25 protein-coding genes and 5 pseudogenes are annotated in these 23,494 nt (G+C 35.3%); 27 read left to right on the top strand and 3 right to left on the bottom strand.

The window, feature by feature from the left end; all coding sequences use genetic code 11:
- Positions 1-130: 130 nt before the first annotated feature.
- Positions 131-676 carry a leucine-rich repeat domain-containing protein gene (locus BVG17_RS01430; RefSeq protein WP_241654117.1) on the bottom strand — a complete coding sequence of 182 codons (546 nt, stop codon included), beginning with the start codon at positions 674-676 and terminating at the stop codon, positions 131-133.
- Positions 677-794: 118 nt separating this feature from the next.
- Positions 795-1,886, bottom strand: coding sequence for a peptide chain release factor 1 (gene prfA, locus BVG17_RS01425; RefSeq protein ID WP_063630512.1), 1,092 nt, complete (start codon positions 1,884-1,886; stop codon positions 795-797).
- 110 nt (positions 1,887-1,996) lie between these two features.
- On the opposite strand from prfA, the gene yihA reads away from it, so the two are divergent.
- Together yihA and argB are read left to right on the top strand one after the other, a co-directional pair.
- Complete coding sequence (gene yihA / locus BVG17_RS01420; protein ID WP_410543218.1) at positions 1,997-2,593, top strand: ribosome biogenesis GTP-binding protein YihA/YsxC; 597 nt, start codon at positions 1,997-1,999, stop codon at positions 2,591-2,593.
- Complete coding sequence (gene argB / locus BVG17_RS01415; RefSeq protein ID WP_241654116.1) at positions 2,568-3,506, top strand: acetylglutamate kinase; 939 nt, start codon at positions 2,568-2,570, stop codon at positions 3,504-3,506. The genes yihA and argB overlap by 26 nt, the downstream gene beginning before the upstream one ends.
- Positions 3,507-3,938: 432 nt before the next feature.
- Here argB and BVG17_RS01410 read toward each other — a convergent pair.
- Positions 3,939-4,903 (bottom strand): annotated as a pseudogene (locus BVG17_RS01410) (IS110 family RNA-guided transposase).
- A gap of 504 nt (positions 4,904-5,407) precedes the next feature.
- Between BVG17_RS01410 and BVG17_RS08935 the strand changes: the two are divergent.
- From BVG17_RS08935 to BVG17_RS01290, 25 genes and pseudogenes are all read left to right on the top strand, one after another.
- Positions 5,408-6,406: an OTU domain-containing protein gene (locus BVG17_RS08935; RefSeq protein ID WP_177429428.1), complete on the top strand. Its 999-nt coding sequence runs from the start codon at positions 5,408-5,410 to the stop codon at positions 6,404-6,406.
- Positions 6,407-6,443: 37 nt separating this feature from the next.
- Positions 6,444-7,790: an IS110 family RNA-guided transposase gene (locus BVG17_RS01400; RefSeq protein ID WP_143688718.1), complete on the top strand. Its 1,347-nt coding sequence runs from the start codon at positions 6,444-6,446 to the stop codon at positions 7,788-7,790.
- Positions 7,791-7,792: 2 nt separating this feature from the next.
- A pseudogene (locus tag BVG17_RS01395) lies at positions 7,793-8,491 on the top strand (terminase gpA endonuclease subunit); the annotation flags it as partial.
- A 1-nt stretch (position 8,492) separates the two neighbouring features.
- On the top strand, positions 8,493-8,726 hold the full coding sequence (locus BVG17_RS01390) for a gpW family head-tail joining protein (protein ID WP_143688830.1): 234 nt from the start codon (positions 8,493-8,495) through the stop codon (positions 8,724-8,726).
- Positions 8,727-8,765: 39 nt separating this feature from the next.
- A complete protein-coding gene (locus BVG17_RS01385; RefSeq protein WP_143688829.1) occupies positions 8,766-9,053 on the top strand; it encodes a hypothetical protein in 288 nt (95 codons plus the stop codon).
- Positions 9,054-9,146: 93 nt separating this feature from the next.
- Complete coding sequence (locus tag BVG17_RS01380; RefSeq protein WP_237350101.1) at positions 9,147-9,344, top strand: type II toxin-antitoxin system RelE family toxin; 198 nt, start codon at positions 9,147-9,149, stop codon at positions 9,342-9,344.
- A gap of 128 nt (positions 9,345-9,472) precedes the next feature.
- Positions 9,473-10,891, top strand: coding sequence for a phage portal protein (locus BVG17_RS01375; protein WP_143688827.1), 1,419 nt, complete (start codon positions 9,473-9,475; stop codon positions 10,889-10,891).
- Positions 10,878-11,921 (top strand): S49 family peptidase, encoded by a 1,044-nt coding sequence (locus tag BVG17_RS01370; protein ID WP_143688824.1) that lies wholly within the window; start codon positions 10,878-10,880, stop codon positions 11,919-11,921. The genes BVG17_RS01375 and BVG17_RS01370 overlap by 14 nt, the downstream gene beginning before the upstream one ends.
- Before the next feature lie 77 nt (positions 11,922-11,998).
- Entirely contained in the window at positions 11,999-12,367 is a 369-nt protein-coding gene (locus BVG17_RS01365; protein WP_143688823.1) for a head decoration protein, read from the top strand.
- A 25-nt stretch (positions 12,368-12,392) separates the two neighbouring features.
- Positions 12,393-13,356: pseudogene (locus tag BVG17_RS09175) on the top strand (major capsid protein); the annotation flags it as partial.
- A gap of 1 nt (position 13,357) precedes the next feature.
- On the top strand, positions 13,358-14,249 hold an 892-nt coding region (locus tag BVG17_RS10480; protein ID WP_143688928.1), incomplete at its 5' end, for a phage portal protein.
- Complete coding sequence (locus BVG17_RS10475) at positions 14,236-15,279, top strand: S49 family peptidase (protein ID WP_143688824.1); 1,044 nt, start codon at positions 14,236-14,238, stop codon at positions 15,277-15,279. The genes BVG17_RS10480 and BVG17_RS10475, both read left to right, overlap by 14 nt.
- A 77-nt stretch (positions 15,280-15,356) precedes the next feature.
- Positions 15,357-15,725: a head decoration protein gene (locus tag BVG17_RS10470; protein WP_143688823.1), complete on the top strand. Its 369-nt coding sequence runs from the start codon at positions 15,357-15,359 to the stop codon at positions 15,723-15,725.
- A gap of 25 nt (positions 15,726-15,750) precedes the next feature.
- Positions 15,751-16,529 (top strand): annotated as a pseudogene (locus tag BVG17_RS10465) (major capsid protein); the annotation flags it as partial.
- Between the two features lies 1 nt (position 16,530).
- The coding region (locus BVG17_RS01340; RefSeq protein ID WP_143688928.1) for a phage portal protein at positions 16,531-17,422 on the top strand (892 nt) is incomplete at its 5' end.
- Positions 17,409-18,452, top strand: coding sequence for a S49 family peptidase (locus BVG17_RS01335; RefSeq protein ID WP_143688824.1), 1,044 nt, complete (start codon positions 17,409-17,411; stop codon positions 18,450-18,452). The genes BVG17_RS01340 and BVG17_RS01335, both read left to right, overlap by 14 nt.
- Before the next feature lie 77 nt (positions 18,453-18,529).
- Positions 18,530-18,898 (top strand): head decoration protein, encoded by a 369-nt coding sequence (locus tag BVG17_RS01330; RefSeq protein WP_143688823.1) that lies wholly within the window; start codon positions 18,530-18,532, stop codon positions 18,896-18,898.
- A 25-nt stretch (positions 18,899-18,923) separates the two neighbouring features.
- Positions 18,924-19,928, top strand: a complete 1,005-nt coding sequence (locus BVG17_RS01325) for a major capsid protein (RefSeq protein ID WP_143688822.1) — start codon at positions 18,924-18,926, stop codon at positions 19,926-19,928.
- Between the two features lie 85 nt (positions 19,929-20,013).
- Positions 20,014-20,319 (top strand): head-tail joining protein, encoded by a 306-nt coding sequence (locus BVG17_RS01320; RefSeq protein WP_143688821.1) that lies wholly within the window; start codon positions 20,014-20,016, stop codon positions 20,317-20,319.
- Between the two features lies 1 nt (position 20,320).
- Entirely contained in the window at positions 20,321-20,812 is a 492-nt protein-coding gene (locus BVG17_RS01315; RefSeq protein WP_143688820.1) for a phage tail protein, read from the top strand.
- Positions 20,809-21,282, top strand: coding sequence for a hypothetical protein (locus tag BVG17_RS01310; protein ID WP_143688818.1), 474 nt, complete (start codon positions 20,809-20,811; stop codon positions 21,280-21,282). Before BVG17_RS01315 ends, BVG17_RS01310 begins: the two co-directional genes overlap by 4 nt.
- Positions 21,269-21,733, top strand: a complete 465-nt coding sequence (locus BVG17_RS01305; protein WP_015588267.1) for a phage baseplate assembly protein V — start codon at positions 21,269-21,271, stop codon at positions 21,731-21,733. Before BVG17_RS01310 ends, BVG17_RS01305 begins: the two co-directional genes overlap by 14 nt.
- On the top strand, positions 21,730-21,984 hold the full coding sequence (locus BVG17_RS01300; protein WP_143688817.1) for a PAAR domain-containing protein: 255 nt from the start codon (positions 21,730-21,732) through the stop codon (positions 21,982-21,984). Before BVG17_RS01305 ends, BVG17_RS01300 begins: the two co-directional genes overlap by 4 nt.
- Before the next feature lie 2 nt (positions 21,985-21,986).
- A pseudogene (locus BVG17_RS01295) lies at positions 21,987-22,092 on the top strand (GPW/gp25 family protein); the annotation flags it as partial.
- Between the two features lie 221 nt (positions 22,093-22,313).
- Positions 22,314-23,261, top strand: a complete 948-nt coding sequence (locus BVG17_RS01290) for an IS110 family RNA-guided transposase (protein WP_063630491.1) — start codon at positions 22,314-22,316, stop codon at positions 23,259-23,261.
- The last annotated feature ends 233 nt before the right edge of the window (positions 23,262-23,494 follow it).

Genomic DNA, 23,494 nt, shown 5'->3' with positions numbered 1-23,494 from the left:
TGATGGAATTTTCGCAATAATGTCAATAGCACTAAGATTTCCTACATCTTTTAGCAGGTCTATAGTTGAATTTGGATGTTCTATGAGCAGCAACAAATAAATGTAACTTGCCTTTTTCTATATGATGCTATTAACCGAATAGGTATTCATTTGACATTTCCATATCTTTGTTATCATTAGTAATACTAAAGGGAAAACTAAACTTAATAAGATTTGGAAGCATATTGTTGTTCCATGATTCACGTAATGCTGCTATGCCTTCGTTGCAGACGTTGTCATAAAGTAAATTAAATTCTTTAATATTTGAAAAACTACCATCCCTTAGCGCACTCATTAATATTATTCCACTTTCAACATCAATATCATTAGAAATTAAATCAAGTTTAACAAGATTTGGAAAGTTACCATTCTTTAACAATTTAGTGATTGCTATTGAGCCTTCTGCGCCAATAATGCTAGAAGTTAATTTACACTCAGTAATATTTGGAAGATTAATATTCTCTAATGCTTCATTTAAAACTTCTCCGCACTGAGCATCAATATAACAATTAGATAAAGTCAAGCTTGTAATATTTTGCTTTTTCTGTAAAAAGTTTACTAGCTTTTCCATATATACATATAGATTATTTAACTCTAAGGTGTTACTATTAACATATTGATTAAAATCAACTTCCATGGTTTCTATAAGTTATAGAGCTGCTAATTATAGCATAAATTTAAATAATTGTCAACCTTATGAACAACTAACTTTACTCCTTTTTAACCTGATACCTATGCTTTGTTTCAAATTTCCATCAAAAAGTAACATTACCCCCTCCAGCCAACCTTTCTGCTTCATTTCGTGAAATCAATGCCTCAATAAATTCATCTAGTTCACCTTCTTTTATAATCTGTTCTAATCGATGTGAAGTCAGATTAATTCTATGGTCTGTAATTCTTGATTGTGGAAAGTTATAAGTTCTTATACGCTCAGAGCGATCTCCAGAACCAATTTGACTTTTTCTCATTGTTGATCTTTCCATTTCTTTTTTTTGTCTTTCAATTTCATATAACCTAGCTCTCAATACCTTAAGTGCTTTAGCTTTATTTTTGTGCTGCGATTTTTCATCCTGTTGTATAACAACTATCCCTGTTGGCAAGTGAGTAACCCTTACTGCACTATCGGTTGTGTTCACTGATTGCCCGCCAGGGCCACTAGACCTGTAAACATCTATTCGCAAGTCTTTTTCTTCTATTTTAAAGTCAACCTCCTCAACTTCAGGTAATATTGCAACAGTGGCTGCTGAGGTATGCAACCTTCCTGAGGATTCAGTTTCTGGCACTCTTTGTACTCTGTGCACCCCTGACTCAAATTTCAGTCTTGCAAAAACTTCTGTTCCATTAATGAGTGCAGAAGCTTCCTTATAGCCACCTATACCTGTATTAGAAATACTTATTGGCTCAAACTTCCAATTTCTTCTTTCTGCATATTTTTGATACATACGAAATAACATCGCTGCAAATAATGCTGCTTCTTCTCCGCCTGTGCCTGCCCTAATTTCTAATATTGCATTTCTTGAGTCATCTTCATCTTTGGGTAATAATGCCAACTTTAGTTTTGCTTTTACTTTCGGTAATAGTATCTTTTGCTTCTCAAGAAGTTCTTCTTTTGCTAACTCTTTTATATCACCATCGCTGTTCTCATCTTTCATGATTTCTTCTAAATCTGAAATTTCCTCTTTTAATATATTATATTCATCGATTATCTCGATAATTGGTCTGAGTTCAGAGTACTCCTTTGAAAAACTAACGAATTCTTTTTGACTCAAATTGGTAGGGTTTTCCAGATTTCTCTCTACATCAGAAAACTTTTTTTTTAAGTCTTGTAAATTATTCTCTATATCCATATAGTACAGGTCTAGTTTTCAGCTGTTTAAGTAAGTAATATATACTGAAATAAAAAATTTCTTATATCAAGCAATAACACTATAATTGTCTCGAATATTTCTACCTAAGTATAATGGCAAAACAGATAACATCAATCTGCAGCTTCATATTTGGAGCTTCAGACAAAAAATCATTACCAGATGAGTCAGCTCCAGAGATTGCATTTGCTGGTAGATCAAACGTAGGAAAATCAAGTTTAATCAACTTGCTGATAAACAGCAAAAAAGCTGCAAGAGTTTCTTCTAAACCTGGATGCACTAGACAAATAAATTTTTACTCTATGTACAATGATAAGTTTAGGATTGTCGACCTACCGGGTTATGGCTATTCTTGTGCAAGCAAGGAAGAAGCAGTACAATACTTAAACCTAATTGAGTACTATCTAATTCACAGGAGAAATCTAAAAAGAGTGTTTGTGCTTATAGATAGCAAGGTAGGATTAAAAGAAATAGACAAAGACTTTGTTTATTGGTTAATATGTAATAATATTGACTTTAATATTGTGCTAACAAAAATAGATAAAGTGAATCAGGAAAGTCTAGATACTATTCTAGAAAATACTCAAAAGTGGGTTAATAATGAACATGTATCAATTCATCAAATAAGCATTCGTGTTAAGCATAAAATCACCAAGGTAAGAGATGAGTTTTTCAAATTTACAAGATAAAAAAATGAAAAGTGATGAATCTTTAAATGGTAAGATGCCATTGAAGGAAAAAACAGAAATATTATTTGAAGTTCTGTCTAACATACCTAAATTTGTAGGCGAAACTTTTATCATCAAATGCAGCAGTGTAATAATTTCAGATGAAACGCTGCTTAGTGCTTTTGCGCATAATGTTGTTCTGTTGAAACAGCTTGGTATAAATCCGGTGGTAGTTCATGACGGAGAATATGAAATTAACTCAGTGTTAAAAATGCTAGGTATGAATGATAAGTTTATAAATGGTGTCAGACTTACAGACAAAAGCACTATGAAAATCATTGAAATGGCACTGTGTGGTTCAATTAACAAAAAAATTGTTCAGCATATAAATTCTGCTGGTGGTTCAGCTATTGGACTATGTGGAAAAGATGGCAACCTCATAAAAGCTGAAAAGATAAGCACTACGCTTAGGGAAAATAGATTAAATAATATTGAAAAAATACTAGACATGGGATTTATCGGTAGACCAACTGAAATCAATCCTGATATATTATTCTTTATTGAAGAATCAGATTCTATACCAGTTATTGCACCTATCGGTTATGGAAAAAATGGAGAAACATATCATATTGATACTGATAGCACTGCAAGTGCAATTGCACTTGCAGTTTACGCATCTAAAATGATAATCTTGAGTGATACAGATGAAGAAATAAACAAAGTTGGCAATGGAAGAGTCTTGATTAAAAATTTAAAAGAATCGATTGATTGTGGAAAAATTAAAGGAGAAAAATTTGTTGAAAGGCTTATGTCATATACTAAAATGGTAGAAGAATGTGCAGGGGTTGTTCACATAGTTGATGGTAGAGTACCTAACATTATACTTGATTTATTTACTGAGAATAATTCAGGTATATCAATAATGGATGATTAATAGCTGTACTGCTTATAACCATATGAACATTGAAAATTTTGGGAATGTTCAAAAAAGTGTGTCAAACTGAGAAGTAAAATATAATTGAGATAAAAATGGAGGTTTGACATGAGTCAAGTAAATGGAACTACTGGATTGGTAAACTATAAAGAATTAGAAACCTATCATCTATAAGGGAAGGAAGAGACCGTCTTGTTAGTCAACAAAAAAATTATAAAAATTGCTCAAGCTGCATAATAAAATCAAAAAATACTTCCAATCCACATCCTGTGTAGCGGGTATACAGATTATAGTTAGTGGATATGTTTATAAGTAAATTTCTTGCCTACATAGAACTAATTTGCTTATAAACATATCCACTAACCAACAACATTTAATAAATTTGTGTAAGATACTATTTCACATAAGATATGATTGGAGCATTTTTTGATTTTAAACTTCAGTAAACCTTCTAACTCTATAGTTCTTGATATGAAAAGCTTTTTTTGAACTTAAAACACCAAAAACAATATGGAGTAACTTACGCATTGCAGCACCAACGATGGCCATATTATGCTTACCCTTTTCCTTTAATCTTTGGCAAAAGCTCATAATGATAGGATTGTGATTCTTAGCTACTATGGCAGGAAAATACATTGCCTTGCGTAGTGTTCGTGAACCTAATTTACTTAATCTGGTCTTGGCATATACAGATGAACCTGATGTTATATTTCGTGGTATAGTTCCAGCGTATGATGCAAATTATCTGGCATTTATAAAAGCTTTTATGTTAGAGCTAAAATAGCTATTCTCTCCTATTCCTGGAATAGTTAATAAAAGTTGAAAATTCTCTAATAACTCTTTGTGTTGCTTTAATAGTTCACGTATGGAGCTTTTTATTGTTTCTATTTTTTGCTCTACATTCATTGCAACAAGCATTTGCAACTTCTTTAGGTAGTCTCTCTTTTTTTTAGATGATTGTTTATTAATGTTAATTCATCTTTTAGCGCGGTTGAGCAACGATAAAGATGTTTTAGTTTTTTCAATTCAGGAGATGGTGATGTCCAACGAGTAGTTTCCTGTCTTTGACAATAATCAGCAATAATTTCTGCATCGGTCTGATCATTCTTTTGTCGTATAAGCTTGCATAAGATTTAATACAATAAGGATTTACAACACTAACAAAATGTCCAGCATTGTGAAGAAATTCAGACAAAGCTTCGCTCAGTGGATTCCATGCAAGCTTTTGCTTCTTTTACATTATGTTTTTGTAGAAAGCTCAGCAGACCTTGAAACCCAGAATCATCGTTCTTAAAGCTTCTTCTCCTAGTTTCACATTTCCCTTTTTTACTTATAAATGAGAGAAAAACATCAAAGCGATCTTTTGATATGTCTATGCCCAAAAAGTTGTTGATCATGTATAACCCCATACGTTACCATTAAAAATGAAAAGTAAGGCTAGTTTTGTGGATACAGAATTAGAACCATTTAGATTTTGCTACGATACCGTCCAGCCTGTACTCTTGAGAAGGGAACTCTTATCTACCTTACAGATTTTATATCTAAGACCGCTGACAGAGTTCTTCCCTTCTCCATCTAATGCTTGAGCTTAAAACATTAAATGCTTTTTACAAGATACAAGACCAACGCATCCCAAAACGAACAGTTCTCACGCTTGCTGATTTTAGTTACCGGAAATGGCTGTATTGTTTCAGTTTTGAGTAATATGTAAAGTTGAATTAGTACTTAAAAATAGAAAGAGAAATTAGTACATTGCAGTAAAAAAACAGAAGTGTTTTTGCAAGCAATGGCTTTAGTTTTAAAAATAAAAACTAAAATAAAATGCTAAAAAAGTTCTTCCTATGCTATTTCTTTTTATCCATAATATAGTTATATTTAGTCTAATTAATATTGGAGGCATTATGTTAAATGCATCATGCTCTGTAAATCATGCAGAGAAAAGCCTAAGACTTTTAAAGCAGCAAACACCTTATCAAACTAGATTGATAAGTGAAGATATATCATCATCTAACAGCCAGCAAACATTAAAGCTGCCAGAAGGTTTTACAGTAGGAAAAGCAATTAGAAGAGGGGGTTGTTTCTTTGATGCAGTTGCACAAGGACTTAAGCAATTAAAGCCTGAAACAAACTTTACTGTGAAATCTTTGAGAGAAGTTTGTAGGAAGCAAGCTTTAAGTAGTCAAGAAATGAAAAAAAAGATTATAGCAGATGCTAGAAACCGTGGAGATTCTAAAGTAGTACTTCCAGAGCCTGGTATTGATAATGATGAATTATGGAAGACTTATTTGATTGGTATAGAATACAGTATTGAAGATATAGAAAAAATGCAGAAGGACAATAAAGATGTGTTTTCATCATTAACTGATTTAAGGTATGGAAGTACGTTGCAGGTTCCTATATTTGGCAGACCTGAAATTGAGGGAAGAATGATTTGTAATGAATATAATGTTAAGCTGCATGTTATTGAAAATCTACTCTATTCAGAGTGGTCAAGTTATCTTATTGATGAGCTAGGATCTAGATCTGTAAGTAAAAATTATAATGAAAAAGATACTATACATATAATGAATAAAGGAGGTTGCTATTTTGAGCCAATCTTGAGAGAGACACCATTAATGAGTGAAGTACAGAGAGAATTTATTAGTATCATAGAAGACTCTGATCGTATAGCATCGAACAAAATGAATCTGTCAAACCAGGAAGAAACTCATCAATTTAAGTTTCTAGTAGTTTTAAGTATAGTTGTGAAGGAAGCGCCTCATGCAGTTATAACCGGAATCTTCACTGGTGCCATAAGTGCCCGTCGTTTAGCATGGTTTTGGAGGAACGGTCAAATCATTGATGGAGTCCTTAGACTACCTCGGTTAGGAGATTGTATTATATCAACCGTCCCAAGCTGAAGCGTTTCCCTGCTATAAATTATATGAAGGAGTTACCATGAAAAAAACAAAAAGTAAATTAGAAATAATGAACCCTAACGCAGCAGGAATAGATGTTGGTTCGGCTATACATTATGTGTGTGTACCAGAAGGAAGTGATGAACAGCATATACAAAAATTTAGCTGCTTTACAGAGGACCTTCATAACATAGCAAAATGGCTAAAAAAGTGTGAAGTTACTACAGTAGCCATGGAGTCAACCGGAGTGTACTGGATTCCTTTGTTTCAAGTACTTGAATCATATGGACTTGAAGTAAAACTTGCAAATGCAAGACATGTAAAAAATGTACCTGGAAGAAAGTCAGATGTCCAGGACTGCCAATGGCTTCAACAACTACACAGTTATGGGTTAATCGAAGGATCATTTAGGCCAGATAATCAAATGTGTGTATTGCGTAGTTATGTGCGGCAACGTAAAAACTTAATTGAAAATGCTGCTACACATATTAATCGTATGCAAAAGGCGTTGGTACAAATGAATATTCATTTACATAAAGTAATAAGCGATATCACTGGCGTCACAGGAATGCAAATTATTAAAGCAATAGTAGAAGGTGAAAAGAATCCCGAGAAGCTAGCTGAATTCAGAAGTGTGAATATGAAGAACGACAAAGCTACTATAGCAAAAGCATTAACAGGCGATTATAGAGAAGAACATTTATTTGTACTGAAACAAGAATATACAGCATATACTTTTTTTCAAGAGCAAATAACTGAATGTGATAAAAGCATAGAAAATTACTATAAAACATTTGAAACAAAGTCCGATGAGAGTAGAGAGTTAGGTAAGGAAAAAAACAAGTCTAGAAGAGGCAGACCAAACTTCACCTTGCGTGAGAAATTGTATAGGATAACCGGAATAGATTTTACTAAAATTCCTGGATTTGATATACTAACTGTACAAACTATTATTTCAGAAGTTGGCATTAACCATAATAAGTGGCAATCAGAAAAGCACTTTACTTCATGGTTAGTACTTAGCCCTGCTAACAAGATCACAGGAGAAAAAGTATTTGGGACAAAAACTCGTAAAGTCATTAATCGCGCTACAAATGCCCTGCGAATGGCTGCTTATGCTGTGGGAAATAGCACAAGTGCATTAGGTGCATATTGTAGGAGATTAAAAAGACGGCTAGGAGCAATAAAAGCAATTACTGCCACAGCAAGAAAATTAGCATGTATTTTTTACCAAATGTTGAAGTATGGACAAGAGTATGTGGAAAAAGGAATGAGTTATTATGAAACACGCTACAAAGAGAAAATTGTGAAAAATTTGATCAAGAAAGCGCAGGAGTTTGGCTACACACTAGTTCAACAAGAAGAGTTGATTAATGGAGTTTCTTAGGAGAAGTAGAAGTTGTAGCATGGGGAAAAAGTCGTGAAAGTTGGTCAATAGACTATCGAGTATTTGAAGGAGATACAGGAGGTGGAGAAGTATGGGGAAAGCTTTCGGAGCTCCTCAATCATCATTTTATTGGTGAAAATGGGCTTGAATATATGATAAGCATGATGGCGGTAGATGCTGGATATGCAACACAAGAAGTATACAATTGGGTAAGAGGTCATCAAGGCTCTGGAAGAGTAATGGCAGTAAAAGGTGTAAATAAAGCATTAGTACCACTTAGCAGCCCAAGTAGAGTTGATATAACAGTTGGTGGTCAAAAGCTAAAAAGAGGAATAAAGCTTTGGCCAGTGGGAGTATCGATATTAAAGTCAGAGCTTTTTCAATTACTTAATGTTTTAAAAGAAGAAGAGGGAAAAGCTCTACCTGGATACTGTCATTTTCCGGAGTATGCACCTGAATATTTTAAGCAGCTAACGGCAGAGCAATTAGTCAGCAAGGTAGTAAAAGGATACACCAAACAAGAGTGGCAAAAGGTAAGAGAAAGAAATGAAGTGCTGGATTGCCGAATTTATGCGAGAGCAGCATCTATTGCGCTTGGAATTGATCGTTGGCCAGAGAGTAAATGGAATAGTTTGAGTGGAAAAATGGAAAGTAAAAAGCCTAAAAAAGTGAGACAAAGTAAATGGTTGAATGAGAAGTAAAATGTACAATCAGGAATATTTAAGTCAAGTCGAAGAAGCGATAAAAAAACTGCAAAGCGGAGAGCGAGTAGTATCAATTGCATATGGTGACCATGTGGTGAGATATGCTGAAGTTCAGATAAATGACTTGCTGAATTTACGGCAACGTATTAAGGCTGAACTGAAAGTTGCAGGTGTGAGACCGAAGAGAAGAATTGTGATTGCGACAAGTAAGGGAATTGACAAAATTGTGTAAAAATGTTATAGTTTAAAATTGGTATTTTCTAGTTAAAATATGGATCAAAGTCAAGAAAGGCTTAATGTTAATGTAAATTTTGAGGGGGAATTTGCTCACTACCTTATAGAAATGGCAAAAGTTCAAAATAGAACTATAGAAGAGGTTGTAAAGGACCTAGTGGAAGAAGAAATTGAAGCAAGTAAATTATCTGAAGAAGATGATGAAATAGATGAAGTAGATATAAAGTTGGCTAAGCTTTCTCTTGAGCGTGATGCTAGAGGTGATGAAGAAATTAGAAGTGAGGATGTAGATTGGAATAGAATATTATCTGCAAAAACAGTCTAAAGGTGGAGATACAAGCTGAGATACGATATTATCTATTCAAAAAAAGTTCTTGAGGAAGACTTTCTTGCATTACCACCAACGATGAGATCTAGAGTGAGAAGAGCTGTAGATAGTCGTCTTGCAACCAACCCTAAAGCAATAGGTAAAGCATTATCGCATGAATTCAAAGGGTATTTTAGGATACGAGTAAGTGATTATCGTGTAATTTATAGGATAAATTACTCAAAACACACAGTAACTATTACTGCAATGGGACATCGGAAGGACATTTATGAACGCAGCCCAGAATAAGCGTTGGTATTTGTGCAAGAGCCTCATGCATAATTTATAAAGTGTTAACAGCCAGACTCTCCAGCAGCTTGCTGTAATTTTTTAATGTCAAATTGCGCAACAAACTGCTGCATAATCAAAGAGGCAAAATGCTATTAAAATCGTTCAAACAACTATTTAGTAAGCCAAAAATCAAAAGCTCAGCGTGGGATGCAGCAGGCTCAGGAAGAAGATTTTTTCACTTTCAACCAGAGTTAGGAAGTATAAACAATTTGCTGTCTCAAAGCCTTGAAACTTTACGTAGTAGATCACGTGATATGGTGAGAAAAAATCCATATGCAGCAAATATTATTGATACAATAGTAAGTAACTCTATTGGAACAGGAATAAAACCACAATCAAAAGCAAAGAATGCAGAATTTCGAAAGAAAGTGCAAGAATTATGGCTAAAATGGACAGATGAAGCAGATAGCTGTGGAATAAGTGATTTTTATGGATTACAAGCTCTGGTATGTAGGAGCATGATAGAAGGTGGAGAGTGTTTTGTACGCCTCCGACATCGTAAACTCGAAGATGGATTTTCTGTACCATTGCAACTTCAAGTATTGGAATCAGAGCATTTGGACAATAAGAGCAATCAAACACTAGCCAATGGTAATGTAATAAGAAACGGGATTGAGTTCAATAGACTTGGGCAAAGAGAAGCATATTACTTATTTAGAGAACACCCTGGTGAAAGTACGTTTGGAGAATCAGTGAGAGTACCAGCAAACGATGTTTTACATATATATAGACCACTAAGACCTGGGCAAATTAGAGGAGAGCCATGGCTTTCTAATATACTGCTGAAGCTTTATGAGCTTGATCAATATGATGATGCAGAGCTGGTGAGAAAGAAAACTGCAGCAATGTTTGCTGGATTTATTACAAGACTCGATCCAGAAGCAAATATCATGGGAGAAGGTGAAGCAAGTGAGCAAGGAGTAGCATTATCTGGCCTAGAACCTGGAACAATGCAGCTTTTAGACCCAGGAGAAGATATAAAATTTTCAGAGCCGTCTGATGTTGGAGGAAGTTATGAAGCATTCATGAGACAGCAACTGAGGGCAATAGCGATTGGTACAGGGATAACATATGAGCAGCTAACAGGAGATTTAACAGGCGTTAATTATTCATCAATCAGAGCTGGATTAATAGAGTTTCGTCGTAGATGTGCTATGCTGCAACACAACATTATGGTATTTCAATTTTGCAGACCAGTATGGAATAGATGGCTAGAATTAGCGTTAGTATCTGGAAAACTTTCTATAGCTAAAGATTTAACAAGTGAGTCATTGAAAGAAGTAAAATGGATACCACAAGGGTTTGATTGGGTTGATCCTTTAAAAGACCAGCAAGCACAACAAATGGCAGTAAGAAATGGCTTTAAAAGTCGATCAGAAGTAGTATCAGAAATGGGTTACGACGTAGAAGAAATTGATCAAGAAATAGCAGAAGATCAAAAGCGAGCAAATAGTCTCAATTTAATATTTGATTCTGATGTTGGGGGAAACAATGTTTCTAAGTAGACCATTAATGCTTGAAGCAAAAAGTTTTGAACTACTATCGCTTCATAGTCAAAAACAACCTATCTTTAAAAACGTAAAACACTATGTAAAGAACAATATAGAAAAGACAGCAATAATACCAATACATGGCATTTTAACTAAAAAACCAGAAGCTTTTGATGATTTTCTAGGTATGACATCGTACGAGAAGATACAAGAGGAAATAGAAGAAGCTTTAGAGGATGAAAAAGTGGAAATAATTCTTTTGGATATAGATAGTCCAGGAGGAGAGGTCAATGGAGTGTTTGACCTGGCTGATTTTATTTACGAATCAAGAGCAAAAAAGAGAATTGTGGCATTAGCAAATGATGATGCTTACTCTGCTGCATATGCTATAGCGTCAAGTGCTGAAAAGGTATTTGTGAGCAGAACTTCAGGAGTAGGAAGCATAGGGGTAATAGCAAGTCATATAGATCAAAGTGGATTTAATGAAAAATGTGGAATAAAATATACCACAGTATTTGCAGGAAGTAGAAAAAATGATTTAAATCCACATGAGCCAATGACGTCTGAAAGTCTGGAAAGCTTACAAAAAGAAGTAGACCGACTATATGAAATGTTTTTGCAGCTAATAGCAAGGAACAGAGGTCTTTCAATTGAAAAGATTCGATCAACAGAGGCAGGGCTATATTTTGGGGAGAAAGCAGTAGAAATAGGCCTTGCAGACGGAATGACAATTCTTTCATCTATTAATAAAAACAGGAGTATTACTATGAATGAACAAACTACAAATGACCTAGAAACTGATAATTTAACCAAGTATCGTACTGAAGTTCTTGAATTAATACGTTTATGTAATTTATCGAAGATGCCAGAAAAGATAGGAGAATTTATTGAGCAAAGTGTAAGTGTTGAGCAAGCTAGGGAAGTTTTAATGGAATTACTTGCAGAGAGAACAAAGAAGACAGAGATACTGAGTGCAATACCACAGAATTCAGGAGAAGATTTGATGATACAAGTAGCTAAAGCTAGAGCACAATCAAGTATTTAAGTTTTTTTATAACCGCCGCGTACAACAATTATAAACATGGCGGTAAAACTAAAGGGGAAAATAAATGAGGAAATTTTATGAGTTGTATAACCGAACAAAATAATCTAGGTGACTTATTAAAGTATGAGGCATCAAGTCTATATTCAAGAGATCAGATAACAGTAGCCAAGGGACAAAATCTTAAACTTGGTACAGTTGTTGGTAGTGATAAGGATAACATGATTAAGATAATAAATCCAACTGCAACAGATGGTACACAAACAGCAATAGGTGCGATAGTAAGTGATGTAAATGCGACAGAAAATGCCAAAGCAGTAATCATTACACGTATAGCAATGCTAGCAGATCATGCAATTGTGTGGCCAACAGGTATCACTGAAGAGCAAAAAGCTGCAGCAATAAAGCAACTTGAAGGACGAGGGATCATTGTCCGCAAGGGAGTGTAACTTAAATTAATAAGGGGGAAAAAGAATGCAAAATCCATTTACAAATACAGCATTTAGCATGACGGCACTAACAAATGCGATGAATATATTGCCGATAAATTATGGACGAGTTGAAAATTTAAATTTATTTCCAAGTAGGTCAGTAAGATTTAGACATATTACCATAGAAGAACATAACGGAGTTTTAAGTTTACTACCAACGCAAGTTCCAGGAGCACCAGCAACAGTAGGAAAAAGAGGAAAAAGAAAGGTAAGAACGTTTACGATTCCACATATTCCACATGATGATGTAGTGTTACCAGAGGAAGTACAGGGAATAAGGGCATTTGGATCAGAGAGTGAACTTAAAGCGCTGGCAGATGTAATAACTGACCATTTGCAGCTAATGAGAAATAAACATGCAATAACATTAGAGCATTTGCGAATGGGAGCGCTAAAGGGAATCATTCTTGATGCTGACGGGTCAGAATTATTAAATCTGTACAACGAATTTGAAATAACACCAAAAGTAGTAAATTTTGCACTAGGAACAGCGACAACAGATGTCAAGCGTAAGTGTTTGGAAGTACTCCGGCACATAGAAGATAATCTAAGTGGTGAATATATGACAGGAGTTCATGCCTTGGTAAGCCCTGAGTTTTTTGATGCACTCACTTCTCATGCTAAAGTAAAAGAAGCATATGAGAGATGGCAAGAAGGTGCAGCACTAAGGAACGACATGAGATCAGGATTTACATTTTGCGGAATAACATTTGAGGAATATAGAGGGCAAGCAACTGATCCTGAAGGAAATGTGAGAAGGTTTATAGAAAGAGAAAGTGGAAACTGTTTTCCACTAGGAACAGCGAGCACATTTACAACATATTTTGCACCAGCAGACTTTAATGAGACAGTAAATACTCTTGGACAGCCACTCTATGCAAAACAAGAACCAAGGAGGTTTGATAGAGGAACTGATTTACATACGCAGTCAAATCCTCTGCCAATGTNTGAGTTCAATAGACTTGGGCAAAGAGAAGCATATTACTTATTTAGAGAACACCCTGGTGAAAGTACGTTTGGAGAATCAGTGAGAGTACCAGCAAACGATGTTTTACATATATATAGACCACTAAGACCTGGGCAAATTAGAGGAGAGCCATGGCTTTCTAATATACTGCTGAAGCTTTATGAGCTTGATCAATATGATGATGCAGAGCTGGTGAGAAAGAAAACTGCAGCAATGTTTGCTGGATTTATTACAAGACTCGATCCAGAAGCAAATATCATGGGAGAAGGTGAAGCAAGTGAGCAAGGAGTAGCATTATCTGGCCTAGAACCTGGAACAATGCAGCTTTTAGACCCAGGAGAAGATATAAAATTTTCAGAGCCGTCTGATGTTGGAGGAAGTTATGAAGCATTCATGAGACAGCAACTGAGGGCAATAGCGATTGGTACAGGGATAACATATGAGCAGCTAACAGGAGATTTAACAGGCGTTAATTATTCATCAATCAGAGCTGGATTAATAGAGTTTCGTCGTAGATGTGCTATGCTGCAACACAACATTATGGTATTTCAATTTTGCAGACCAGTATGGAATAGATGGCTAGAATTAGCGTTAGTATCTGGAAAACTTTCTATAGCTAAAGATTTAACAAGTGAGTCATTGAAAGAAGTAAAATGGATACCACAAGGGTTTGATTGGGTTGATCCTTTAAAAGACCAGCAAGCACAACAAATGGCAGTAAGAAATGGCTTTAAAAGTCGATCAGAAGTAGTATCAGAAATGGGTTACGACGTAGAAGAAATTGATCAAGAAATAGCAGAAGATCAAAAGCGAGCAAATAGTCTCAATTTAATATTTGATTCTGATGTTGGGGGAAACAATGTTTCTAAGTAGACCATTAATGCTTGAAGCAAAAAGTTTTGAACTACTATCGCTTCATAGTCAAAAACAACCTATCTTTAAAAACGTAAAACACTATGTAAAGAACAATATAGAAAAGACAGCAATAATACCAATACATGGCATTTTAACTAAAAAACCAGAAGCTTTTGATGATTTTCTAGGTATGACATCGTACGAGAAGATACAAGAGGAAATAGAAGAAGCTTTAGAGGATGAAAAAGTGGAAATAATTCTTTTGGATATAGATAGTCCAGGAGGAGAGGTCAATGGAGTGTTTGACCTGGCTGATTTTATTTACGAATCAAGAGCAAAAAAGAGAATTGTGGCATTAGCAAATGATGATGCTTACTCTGCTGCATATGCTATAGCGTCAAGTGCTGAAAAGGTATTTGTGAGCAGAACTTCAGGAGTAGGAAGCATAGGGGTAATAGCAAGTCATATAGATCAAAGTGGATTTAATGAAAAATGTGGAATAAAATATACCACAGTATTTGCAGGAAGTAGAAAAAATGATTTAAATCCACATGAGCCAATGACGTCTGAAAGTCTGGAAAGCTTACAAAAAGAAGTAGACCGACTATATGAAATGTTTTTGCAGCTAATAGCAAGGAACAGAGGTCTTTCAATTGAAAAGATTCGATCAACAGAGGCAGGGCTATATTTTGGGGAGAAAGCAGTAGAAATAGGCCTTGCAGACGGAATGACAATTCTTTCATCTATTAATAAAAACAGGAGTATTACTATGAATGAACAAACTACAAATGACCTAGAAACTGATAATTTAACCAAGTATCGTACTGAAGTTCTTGAATTAATACGTTTATGTAATTTATCGAAGATGCCAGAAAAGATAGGAGAATTTATTGAGCAAAGTGTAAGTGTTGAGCAAGCTAGGGAAGTTTTAATGGAATTACTTGCAGAGAGAACAAAGAAGACAGAGATACTGAGTGCAATACCACAGAATTCAGGAGAAGATTTGATGATACAAGTAGCTAAAGCTAGAGCACAATCAAGTATTTAAGTTTTTTTATAACCGCCGCGTACAACAATTATAAACATGGCGGTAAAACTAAAGGGGAAAATAAATGAGGAAATTTTATGAGTTGTATAACCGAACAAAATAATCTAGGTGACTTATTAAAGTATGAGGCATCAAGTCTATATTCAAGAGATCAGATAACAGTAGCCAAGGGACAAAATCTTAAACTTGGTACAGTTGTTGGTAGTGATAAGGATAACATGATTAAGATAATAAATCCAACTGCAACAGATGGTACACAAACAGCAATAGGTGCGATAGTAAGTGATGTAAATGCGACAGAAAATGCCAAAGCAGTAATCATTACACGTATAGCAATGCTAGCAGATCATGCAATTGTGTGGCCAACAGGTATCACTGAAGAGCAAAAAGCTGCAGCAATAAAGCAACTTGAAGGACGAGGGATCATTGTCCGCAAGGGAGTGTAACTTAAATTAATAAGGGGGAAAAAGAATGCAAAATCCATTTACAAATACAGCATTTAGCATGACGGCACTAACAAATGCGATGAATATATTGCCGATAAATTATGGACGAGTTGAAAATTTAAATTTATTTCCAAGTAGGTCAGTAAGATTTAGACATATTACCATAGAAGAACATAACGGAGTTTTAAGTTTACTACCAACGCAAGTTCCAGGAGCACCAGCAACAGTAGGAAAAAGAGGAAAAAGAAAGGTAAGAACGTTTACGATTCCACATATTCCACATGATGATGTAGTGTTACCAGAGGAAGTACAGGGAATAAGGGCATTTGGATCAGAGAGTGAACTTAAAGCGCTGGCAGATGTAATAACTGACCATTTGCAGCTAATGAGAAATAAACATGCAATAACATTAGAGCATTTGCGAATGGGAGCGCTAAAGGGAATCATTCTTGATGCTGACGGGTCAGAATTATTAAATCTGTACAACGAATTTGAAATAACACCAAAAGTAGTAAATTTTGCACTAGGAACAGCGACAACAGATGTCAAGCGTAAGTGTTTGGAAGTACTCCGGCACATAGAAGATAATCTAAGTGGTGAATATATGACAGGAGTTCATGCCTTGGTAAGCCCTGAGTTTTTTGATGCACTCACTTCTCATGCTAAAGTAAAAGAAGCATATGAGAGATGGCAAGAAGGTGCAGCACTAAGGAACGACATGAGATCAGGATTTACATTTTGCGGAATAACATTTGAGGAATATAGAGGGCAAGCAACTGATCCTGAAGGAAATGTGAGAAGGTTNTGAGTTCAATAGACTTGGGCAAAGAGAAGCATATTACTTATTTAGAGAACACCCTGGTGAAAGTACGTTTGGAGAATCAGTGAGAGTACCAGCAAACGATGTTTTACATATATATAGACCACTAAGACCTGGGCAAATTAGAGGAGAGCCATGGCTTTCTAATATACTGCTGAAGCTTTATGAGCTTGATCAATATGATGATGCAGAGCTGGTGAGAAAGAAAACTGCAGCAATGTTTGCTGGATTTATTACAAGACTCGATCCAGAAGCAAATATCATGGGAGAAGGTGAAGCAAGTGAGCAAGGAGTAGCATTATCTGGCCTAGAACCTGGAACAATGCAGCTTTTAGACCCAGGAGAAGATATAAAATTTTCAGAGCCGTCTGATGTTGGAGGAAGTTATGAAGCATTCATGAGACAGCAACTGAGGGCAATAGCGATTGGTACAGGGATAACATATGAGCAGCTAACAGGAGATTTAACAGGCGTTAATTATTCATCAATCAGAGCTGGATTAATAGAGTTTCGTCGTAGATGTGCTATGCTGCAACACAACATTATGGTATTTCAATTTTGCAGACCAGTATGGAATAGATGGCTAGAATTAGCGTTAGTATCTGGAAAACTTTCTATAGCTAAAGATTTAACAAGTGAGTCATTGAAAGAAGTAAAATGGATACCACAAGGGTTTGATTGGGTTGATCCTTTAAAAGACCAGCAAGCACAACAAATGGCAGTAAGAAATGGCTTTAAAAGTCGATCAGAAGTAGTATCAGAAATGGGTTACGACGTAGAAGAAATTGATCAAGAAATAGCAGAAGATCAAAAGCGAGCAAATAGTCTCAATTTAATATTTGATTCTGATGTTGGGGGAAACAATGTTTCTAAGTAGACCATTAATGCTTGAAGCAAAAAGTTTTGAACTACTATCGCTTCATAGTCAAAAACAACCTATCTTTAAAAACGTAAAACACTATGTAAAGAACAATATAGAAAAGACAGCAATAATACCAATACATGGCATTTTAACTAAAAAACCAGAAGCTTTTGATGATTTTCTAGGTATGACATCGTACGAGAAGATACAAGAGGAAATAGAAGAAGCTTTAGAGGATGAAAAAGTGGAAATAATTCTTTTGGATATAGATAGTCCAGGAGGAGAGGTCAATGGAGTGTTTGACCTGGCTGATTTTATTTACGAATCAAGAGCAAAAAAGAGAATTGTGGCATTAGCAAATGATGATGCTTACTCTGCTGCATATGCTATAGCGTCAAGTGCTGAAAAGGTATTTGTGAGCAGAACTTCAGGAGTAGGAAGCATAGGGGTAATAGCAAGTCATATAGATCAAAGTGGATTTAATGAAAAATGTGGAATAAAATATACCACAGTATTTGCAGGAAGTAGAAAAAATGATTTAAATCCACATGAGCCAATGACGTCTGAAAGTCTGGAAAGCTTACAAAAAGAAGTAGACCGACTATATGAAATGTTTTTGCAGCTAATAGCAAGGAACAGAGGTCTTTCAATTGAAAAGATTCGATCAACAGAGGCAGGGCTATATTTTGGGGAGAAAGCAGTAGAAATAGGCCTTGCAGACGGAATGACAATTCTTTCATCTATTAATAAAAACAGGAGTATTACTATGAATGAACAAACTACAAATGACCTAGAAACTGATAATTTAACCAAGTATCGTACTGAAGTTCTTGAATTAATACGTTTATGTAATTTATCGAAGATGCCAGAAAAGATAGGAGAATTTATTGAGCAAAGTGTAAGTGTTGAGCAAGCTAGGGAAGTTTTAATGGAATTACTTGCAGAGAGAACAAAGAAGACAGAGATACTGAGTGCAATACCACAGAATTCAGGAGAAGATTTGATGATACAAGTAGCTAAAGCTAGAGCACAATCAAGTATTTAAGTTTTTTTATAACCGCCGCGTACAACAATTATAAACATGGCGGTAAAACTAAAGGGGAAAATAAATGAGGAAATTTTATGAGTTGTATAACCGAACAAAATAATCTAGGTGACTTATTAAAGTATGAGGCATCAAGTCTATATTCAAGAGATCAGATAACAGTAGCCAAGGGACAAAATCTTAAACTTGGTACAGTTGTTGGTAGTGATAAGGATAACATGATTAAGATAATAAATCCAACTGCAACAGATGGTACACAAACAGCAATAGGTGCGATAGTAAGTGATGTAAATGCGACAGAAAATGCCAAAGCAGTAATCATTACACGTATAGCAATGCTAGCAGATCATGCAATTGTGTGGCCAACAGGTATCACTGAAGAGCAAAAAGCTGCAGCAATAAAGCAACTTGAAGGACGAGGGATCATTGTCCGCAAGGGAGTGTAACTTAAATTAATAAGGGGGAAAAAGAATGCAAAATCCATTTACAAATACAGCATTTAGCATGACGGCACTAACAAATGCGATGAATATATTGCCGATAAATTATGGACGAGTTGAAAATTTAAATTTATTTCCAAGTAGGTCAGTAAGATTTAGACATATTACCATAGAAGAACATAACGGAGTTTTAAGTTTACTACCAACGCAAGTTCCAGGAGCACCAGCAACAGTAGGAAAAAGAGGAAAAAGAAAGGTAAGAACGTTTACGATTCCACATATTCCACATGATGATGTAGTGTTACCAGAGGAAGTACAGGGAATAAGGGCATTTGGATCAGAGAGTGAACTTAAAGCGCTGGCAGATGTAATAACTGACCATTTGCAGCTAATGAGAAATAAACATGCAATAACATTAGAGCATTTGCGAATGGGAGCGCTAAAGGGAATCATTCTTGATGCTGACGGGTCAGAATTATTAAATCTGTACAACGAATTTGAAATAACACCAAAAGTAGTAAATTTTGCACTAGGAACAGCGACAACAGATGTCAAGCGTAAGTGTTTGGAAGTACTCCGGCACATAGAAGATAATCTAAGTGGTGAATATATGACAGGAGTTCATGCCTTGGTAAGCCCTGAGTTTTTTGATGCACTCACTTCTCATGCTAAAGTAAAAGAAGCATATGAGAGATGGCAAGAAGGTGCAGCACTAAGGAACGACATGAGATCAGGATTTACATTTTGCGGAATAACATTTGAGGAATATAGAGGGCAAGCAACTGATCCTGAAGGAAATGTGAGAAGGTTTATAGAAAGAGAAAGTGGAAACTGTTTTCCACTAGGAACAGCGAGCACATTTACAACATATTTTGCACCAGCAGATTTTAATGAAACGGTAAACACACTAGGACAACCACTTTATGCAAAACAAGAGCCAAGAAGATTTGATAGAGGAACAGATTTACATACGCAGTCAAATCCTCTGCCAATGTGCCACCGCCCGGCCGTTTTGGTCAAGGTCGTTGCAACATAAAAATACTGATAGAGCAACAAAAAGGCAGTTAGTATTCTATCAGCATATAGCATACTGATGAAAACTTAATGAATAAAATAGAAGAATGCAAGAGAGTATTAAGCGATTATTTAAAGATTGTCTTATCCATTTAGGGGAGTTAGCTTTATATGAGTCAAAGAATAAGTCATATATGGTACAGGTATTAAAGCAACAGCCAGATAAATTATACGAGATTGGTGAAGGACAATTTGTGGGAGAGATGCTTTTTCTTGAGGTAAGCATTTTTGATATACTGAGGCCAATTGTAGGAGATATTTTTGTTATAGGTGATTGCAAATACAAAATACACACACCACCACTTAGAGATAAATCTGGAATGGTCTGGCGAATCGAAGCGTATGGGGTGTAAAATGTCTGTGCATATAGAAGTTGAGGTAATAGAAAGTGTAAATGCTAAAAGAAAAAAAATAGAATTAGCAACGGTAAAGGCATTAAACAAAACGGCACTATGGTTAAAAGCGCAAGCAGCTAAGGAAATCAGTGAGGAAAAGAAAAGTTTGATAAGAAAGAGATTAAGAATTTTTAAGGCGAAAACTAGCAGATTAGACGTGTTAATTAGAGCAAATCTCTATGACATTAGAGCATCGACAATTGGCAAAATACAAAAAACAAGAAGAGGATCGAAAGTAGGAAAGCATGAGTTTATAGGAGGATTTGCAGCAGTTATGCCAAAAGGAAATAGCGGTATTTTTAAACGTGAAGGAAGAGCAGCATTACCAATAAAGGAAGTTAAGTTGCCACTCGAACCTGAGGCTTCAAGGATAATAGGAAATCTTGTTAATTATGAGGTTGAGGAAGTATTTACAAAATTTTTTGAACGTGAATTGAGCTATAAAGGATGAATTTGAAAGATTTACATCAAGCAATTTGCAGCACACTGAAGGAAGAAATACCGGCTATACAGACATGTGAAATTTATCCAGCAATAAGAAAAGAATTATTAGCGCCAGCGGTATTTGTAGAGCTTGTGAGTTTAGAATCGGGAAAAGATCCTGGAACAGGTGAACTAGCTCTGAGGGTAAGATTTGAGGCAAGAATAGTAGTTGATAGTACTATAGAAAATGCACCTATTATTGTCAGATCTTTAGCTGCTGAGGTTGCAAGAGTAGTGAACAAGAATACCTGGGAAAAGAATGTATCTCCGGCTGAATTTCTTTCTGCAGAGCCTGATGGATTTAGACCCGAATTAGATGCATATTTGGTGTGGATGGTTGATTGGAGTCATCAGCTTCATTTAGGTAAATCAGTATGGGAAGAGGGGAAAATTAAACCACATACAATAAACGTAGGAAATATAAATGTTGGATCATAGTTTTGCGATTTCAGAGCTGAATAGGAAGCTAGCAAACGTTATTCGTATAGGAATTGTAAAAGAAATAGATTATGAAAAAGCAAAAGTAAGAGTGAAAATAGGAGAATTTTTAACAGATTATTTACCGTGGATAACAAGTAAAGCAGGAAAAGATAGAGATTGGTCTCCGCCAGATATTGATGAACAGGTTATGATATTTTCTCCTCTTGGTGAATTATCATTAGGAGTGGTATTAGGAGGAATATATCAGGAAAAATACCCTGCACCAGAGAATAAAAAAGAAATAAATAGTGTGAAGTTTCAAGATGGAACAAGATTGTTATATGATAAGGAAAAACATCATTTAGAGATTGAAGTAGTAGATAAAATAACACTGAAAGCTGGGGAATCGAGCATAGAAATGACAAAAAGTGGAATAAAACTGAAAGCAGAAAGGATCGACTTAAATTGAACAAAGGAATAGTGAGGTTAGGAGACTACTGTGGAGAAGCTATACCACATTTCTGCATTAGCGGAAGTAATAATGTTTTTGTAAACGGTAAGTCAATGTGTAGACAAGGAGACAGTTTTAGTGAAGGAAAAGTAATGATTCAAGGATCAAAAACAGTGTTTGCAAATGGTCTTAGTGTAGGAAGAGTAGGAGATATAGTTTCATGTGGTTTTAAAGTAATAAAAGGCAGTGAAAGCGTTTTTGCAAAATAGAAATGAGGGGTATGGATGCTAAAACAGGAAAAGCTTTAGAAGGAATAGAGCACTTAAAGCAATCGATAATTGATATATTAACCAACTCCAGTAAACAGTAGAATAATGTAAGTTAAAAATATGATATAAAGGAGATAAGAGGGAAGATAACTCCACTCACTATAGGAATGGAGTTATCACGGGCGTGTGCGACCGCTAGAATAATGGCTATACAACCGTGCTCATCAAGGTACACTAGCCCTATCTCTCGATACGTTTGAATAGTTGTGTGGGACATACATATGCACCCGTTTACAATCTTAAATTAACTAAAACTAATCGAGGTTATTATGATTACATCTTATCAAAATTTTATTGGCATTGATATCGGAAAATTTAAAAATGTTGCTGCAGTTCACAACCAAAAGAACACTATCAAGTTTGATAATAATGCTGCTGGTTGGCAACAATTGTTTCAAAATTTTTCAAATATTCTACCTAATTCTTTTGTAACTTTGGAAAATACAGGAAAATATGAGCTTGGCTTAGCACACTTTCTGGTTGATAAGAATGTTGCTGTACATCGAGCTAATACTCGCAAAGTAAAAAGCTTTACCTTATCTCATGGAATTTTAGCAAAGTCTGATCAATCAGATGCAAGAGCCCTTGCTCAATATGGATTTGAGCGTTATAGTACTCTATCTCTATTTGTGCCTATGTCAAAAGAACAAACAGCCTTAGCTGCACTTTGTCAACGTCGTGATGACCTTACACAAATAAGAGCTCAAGAGAAATGTAGACTGAAAGCACCTGAAAACGACTATATAAAAGAAAGTTGCCAAAAAACTATTGACTTTTTTAACAGTCAAATAGATGAGCTTAATGATGCCATACAAAAAATTATCGATGAGAATCCAGAGTTAAAAAAGCGCCAAAAAATCATAAGAACAGTACCAGGAATAGGTAAAAAGTTATCACAAGATTTTGTATGCTTGATGCCAGAACTTGGCTACTTAAGCAGGCAAGAAGTTGCTAGTCTTGCTGGAGTTGCCCCGCATCCAAAAGAAAGTGGTAAAGCTATTGGTTATCGCAGAATAAGTGGTGGCAGAAGGAACGTTCGTGAAAAGCTTTTTACATCTGCGATGGCTGCTTCAAGGACTAAATCTGCACTTGGTGCTTTTTATTCTGCTCTCATTGGTAGAGGTAAAAAGAAGATGGTAGTCATAACAGCTCTAATGCGCAAAATTATAGTGATTGCTAATGCAAGGCTTAAAGAAGCAATTAACGCAAATTTTTAAAATCTGCATAAGAAAATAGGTTAATGAATATGCGCGCCACACAAATTTAAAGCACATATTCATTAATCATAAGATCTAAGCAGTGGTAGTTGTTTGATATAAATTTCTTTCTGTAATGAACTAGGGTTTTTATTGCCAAAAATACGTTTTTCAATTGAATAAGAATACAAAACTATAAATAAGAGTTGTAATAAGACTAAATTCAAAAAATTTTAAAAAACATAGTTGATGAG

This window comes from Wolbachia endosymbiont of Laodelphax striatellus, from assembly GCF_007115015.1.
Classification (GTDB): domain Bacteria; phylum Pseudomonadota; class Alphaproteobacteria; order Rickettsiales; family Anaplasmataceae; genus Wolbachia.
The sequence above is the reverse complement of the archived record's forward strand: the minus strand, read 5'-3'. Positions and strand labels throughout refer to the sequence as shown.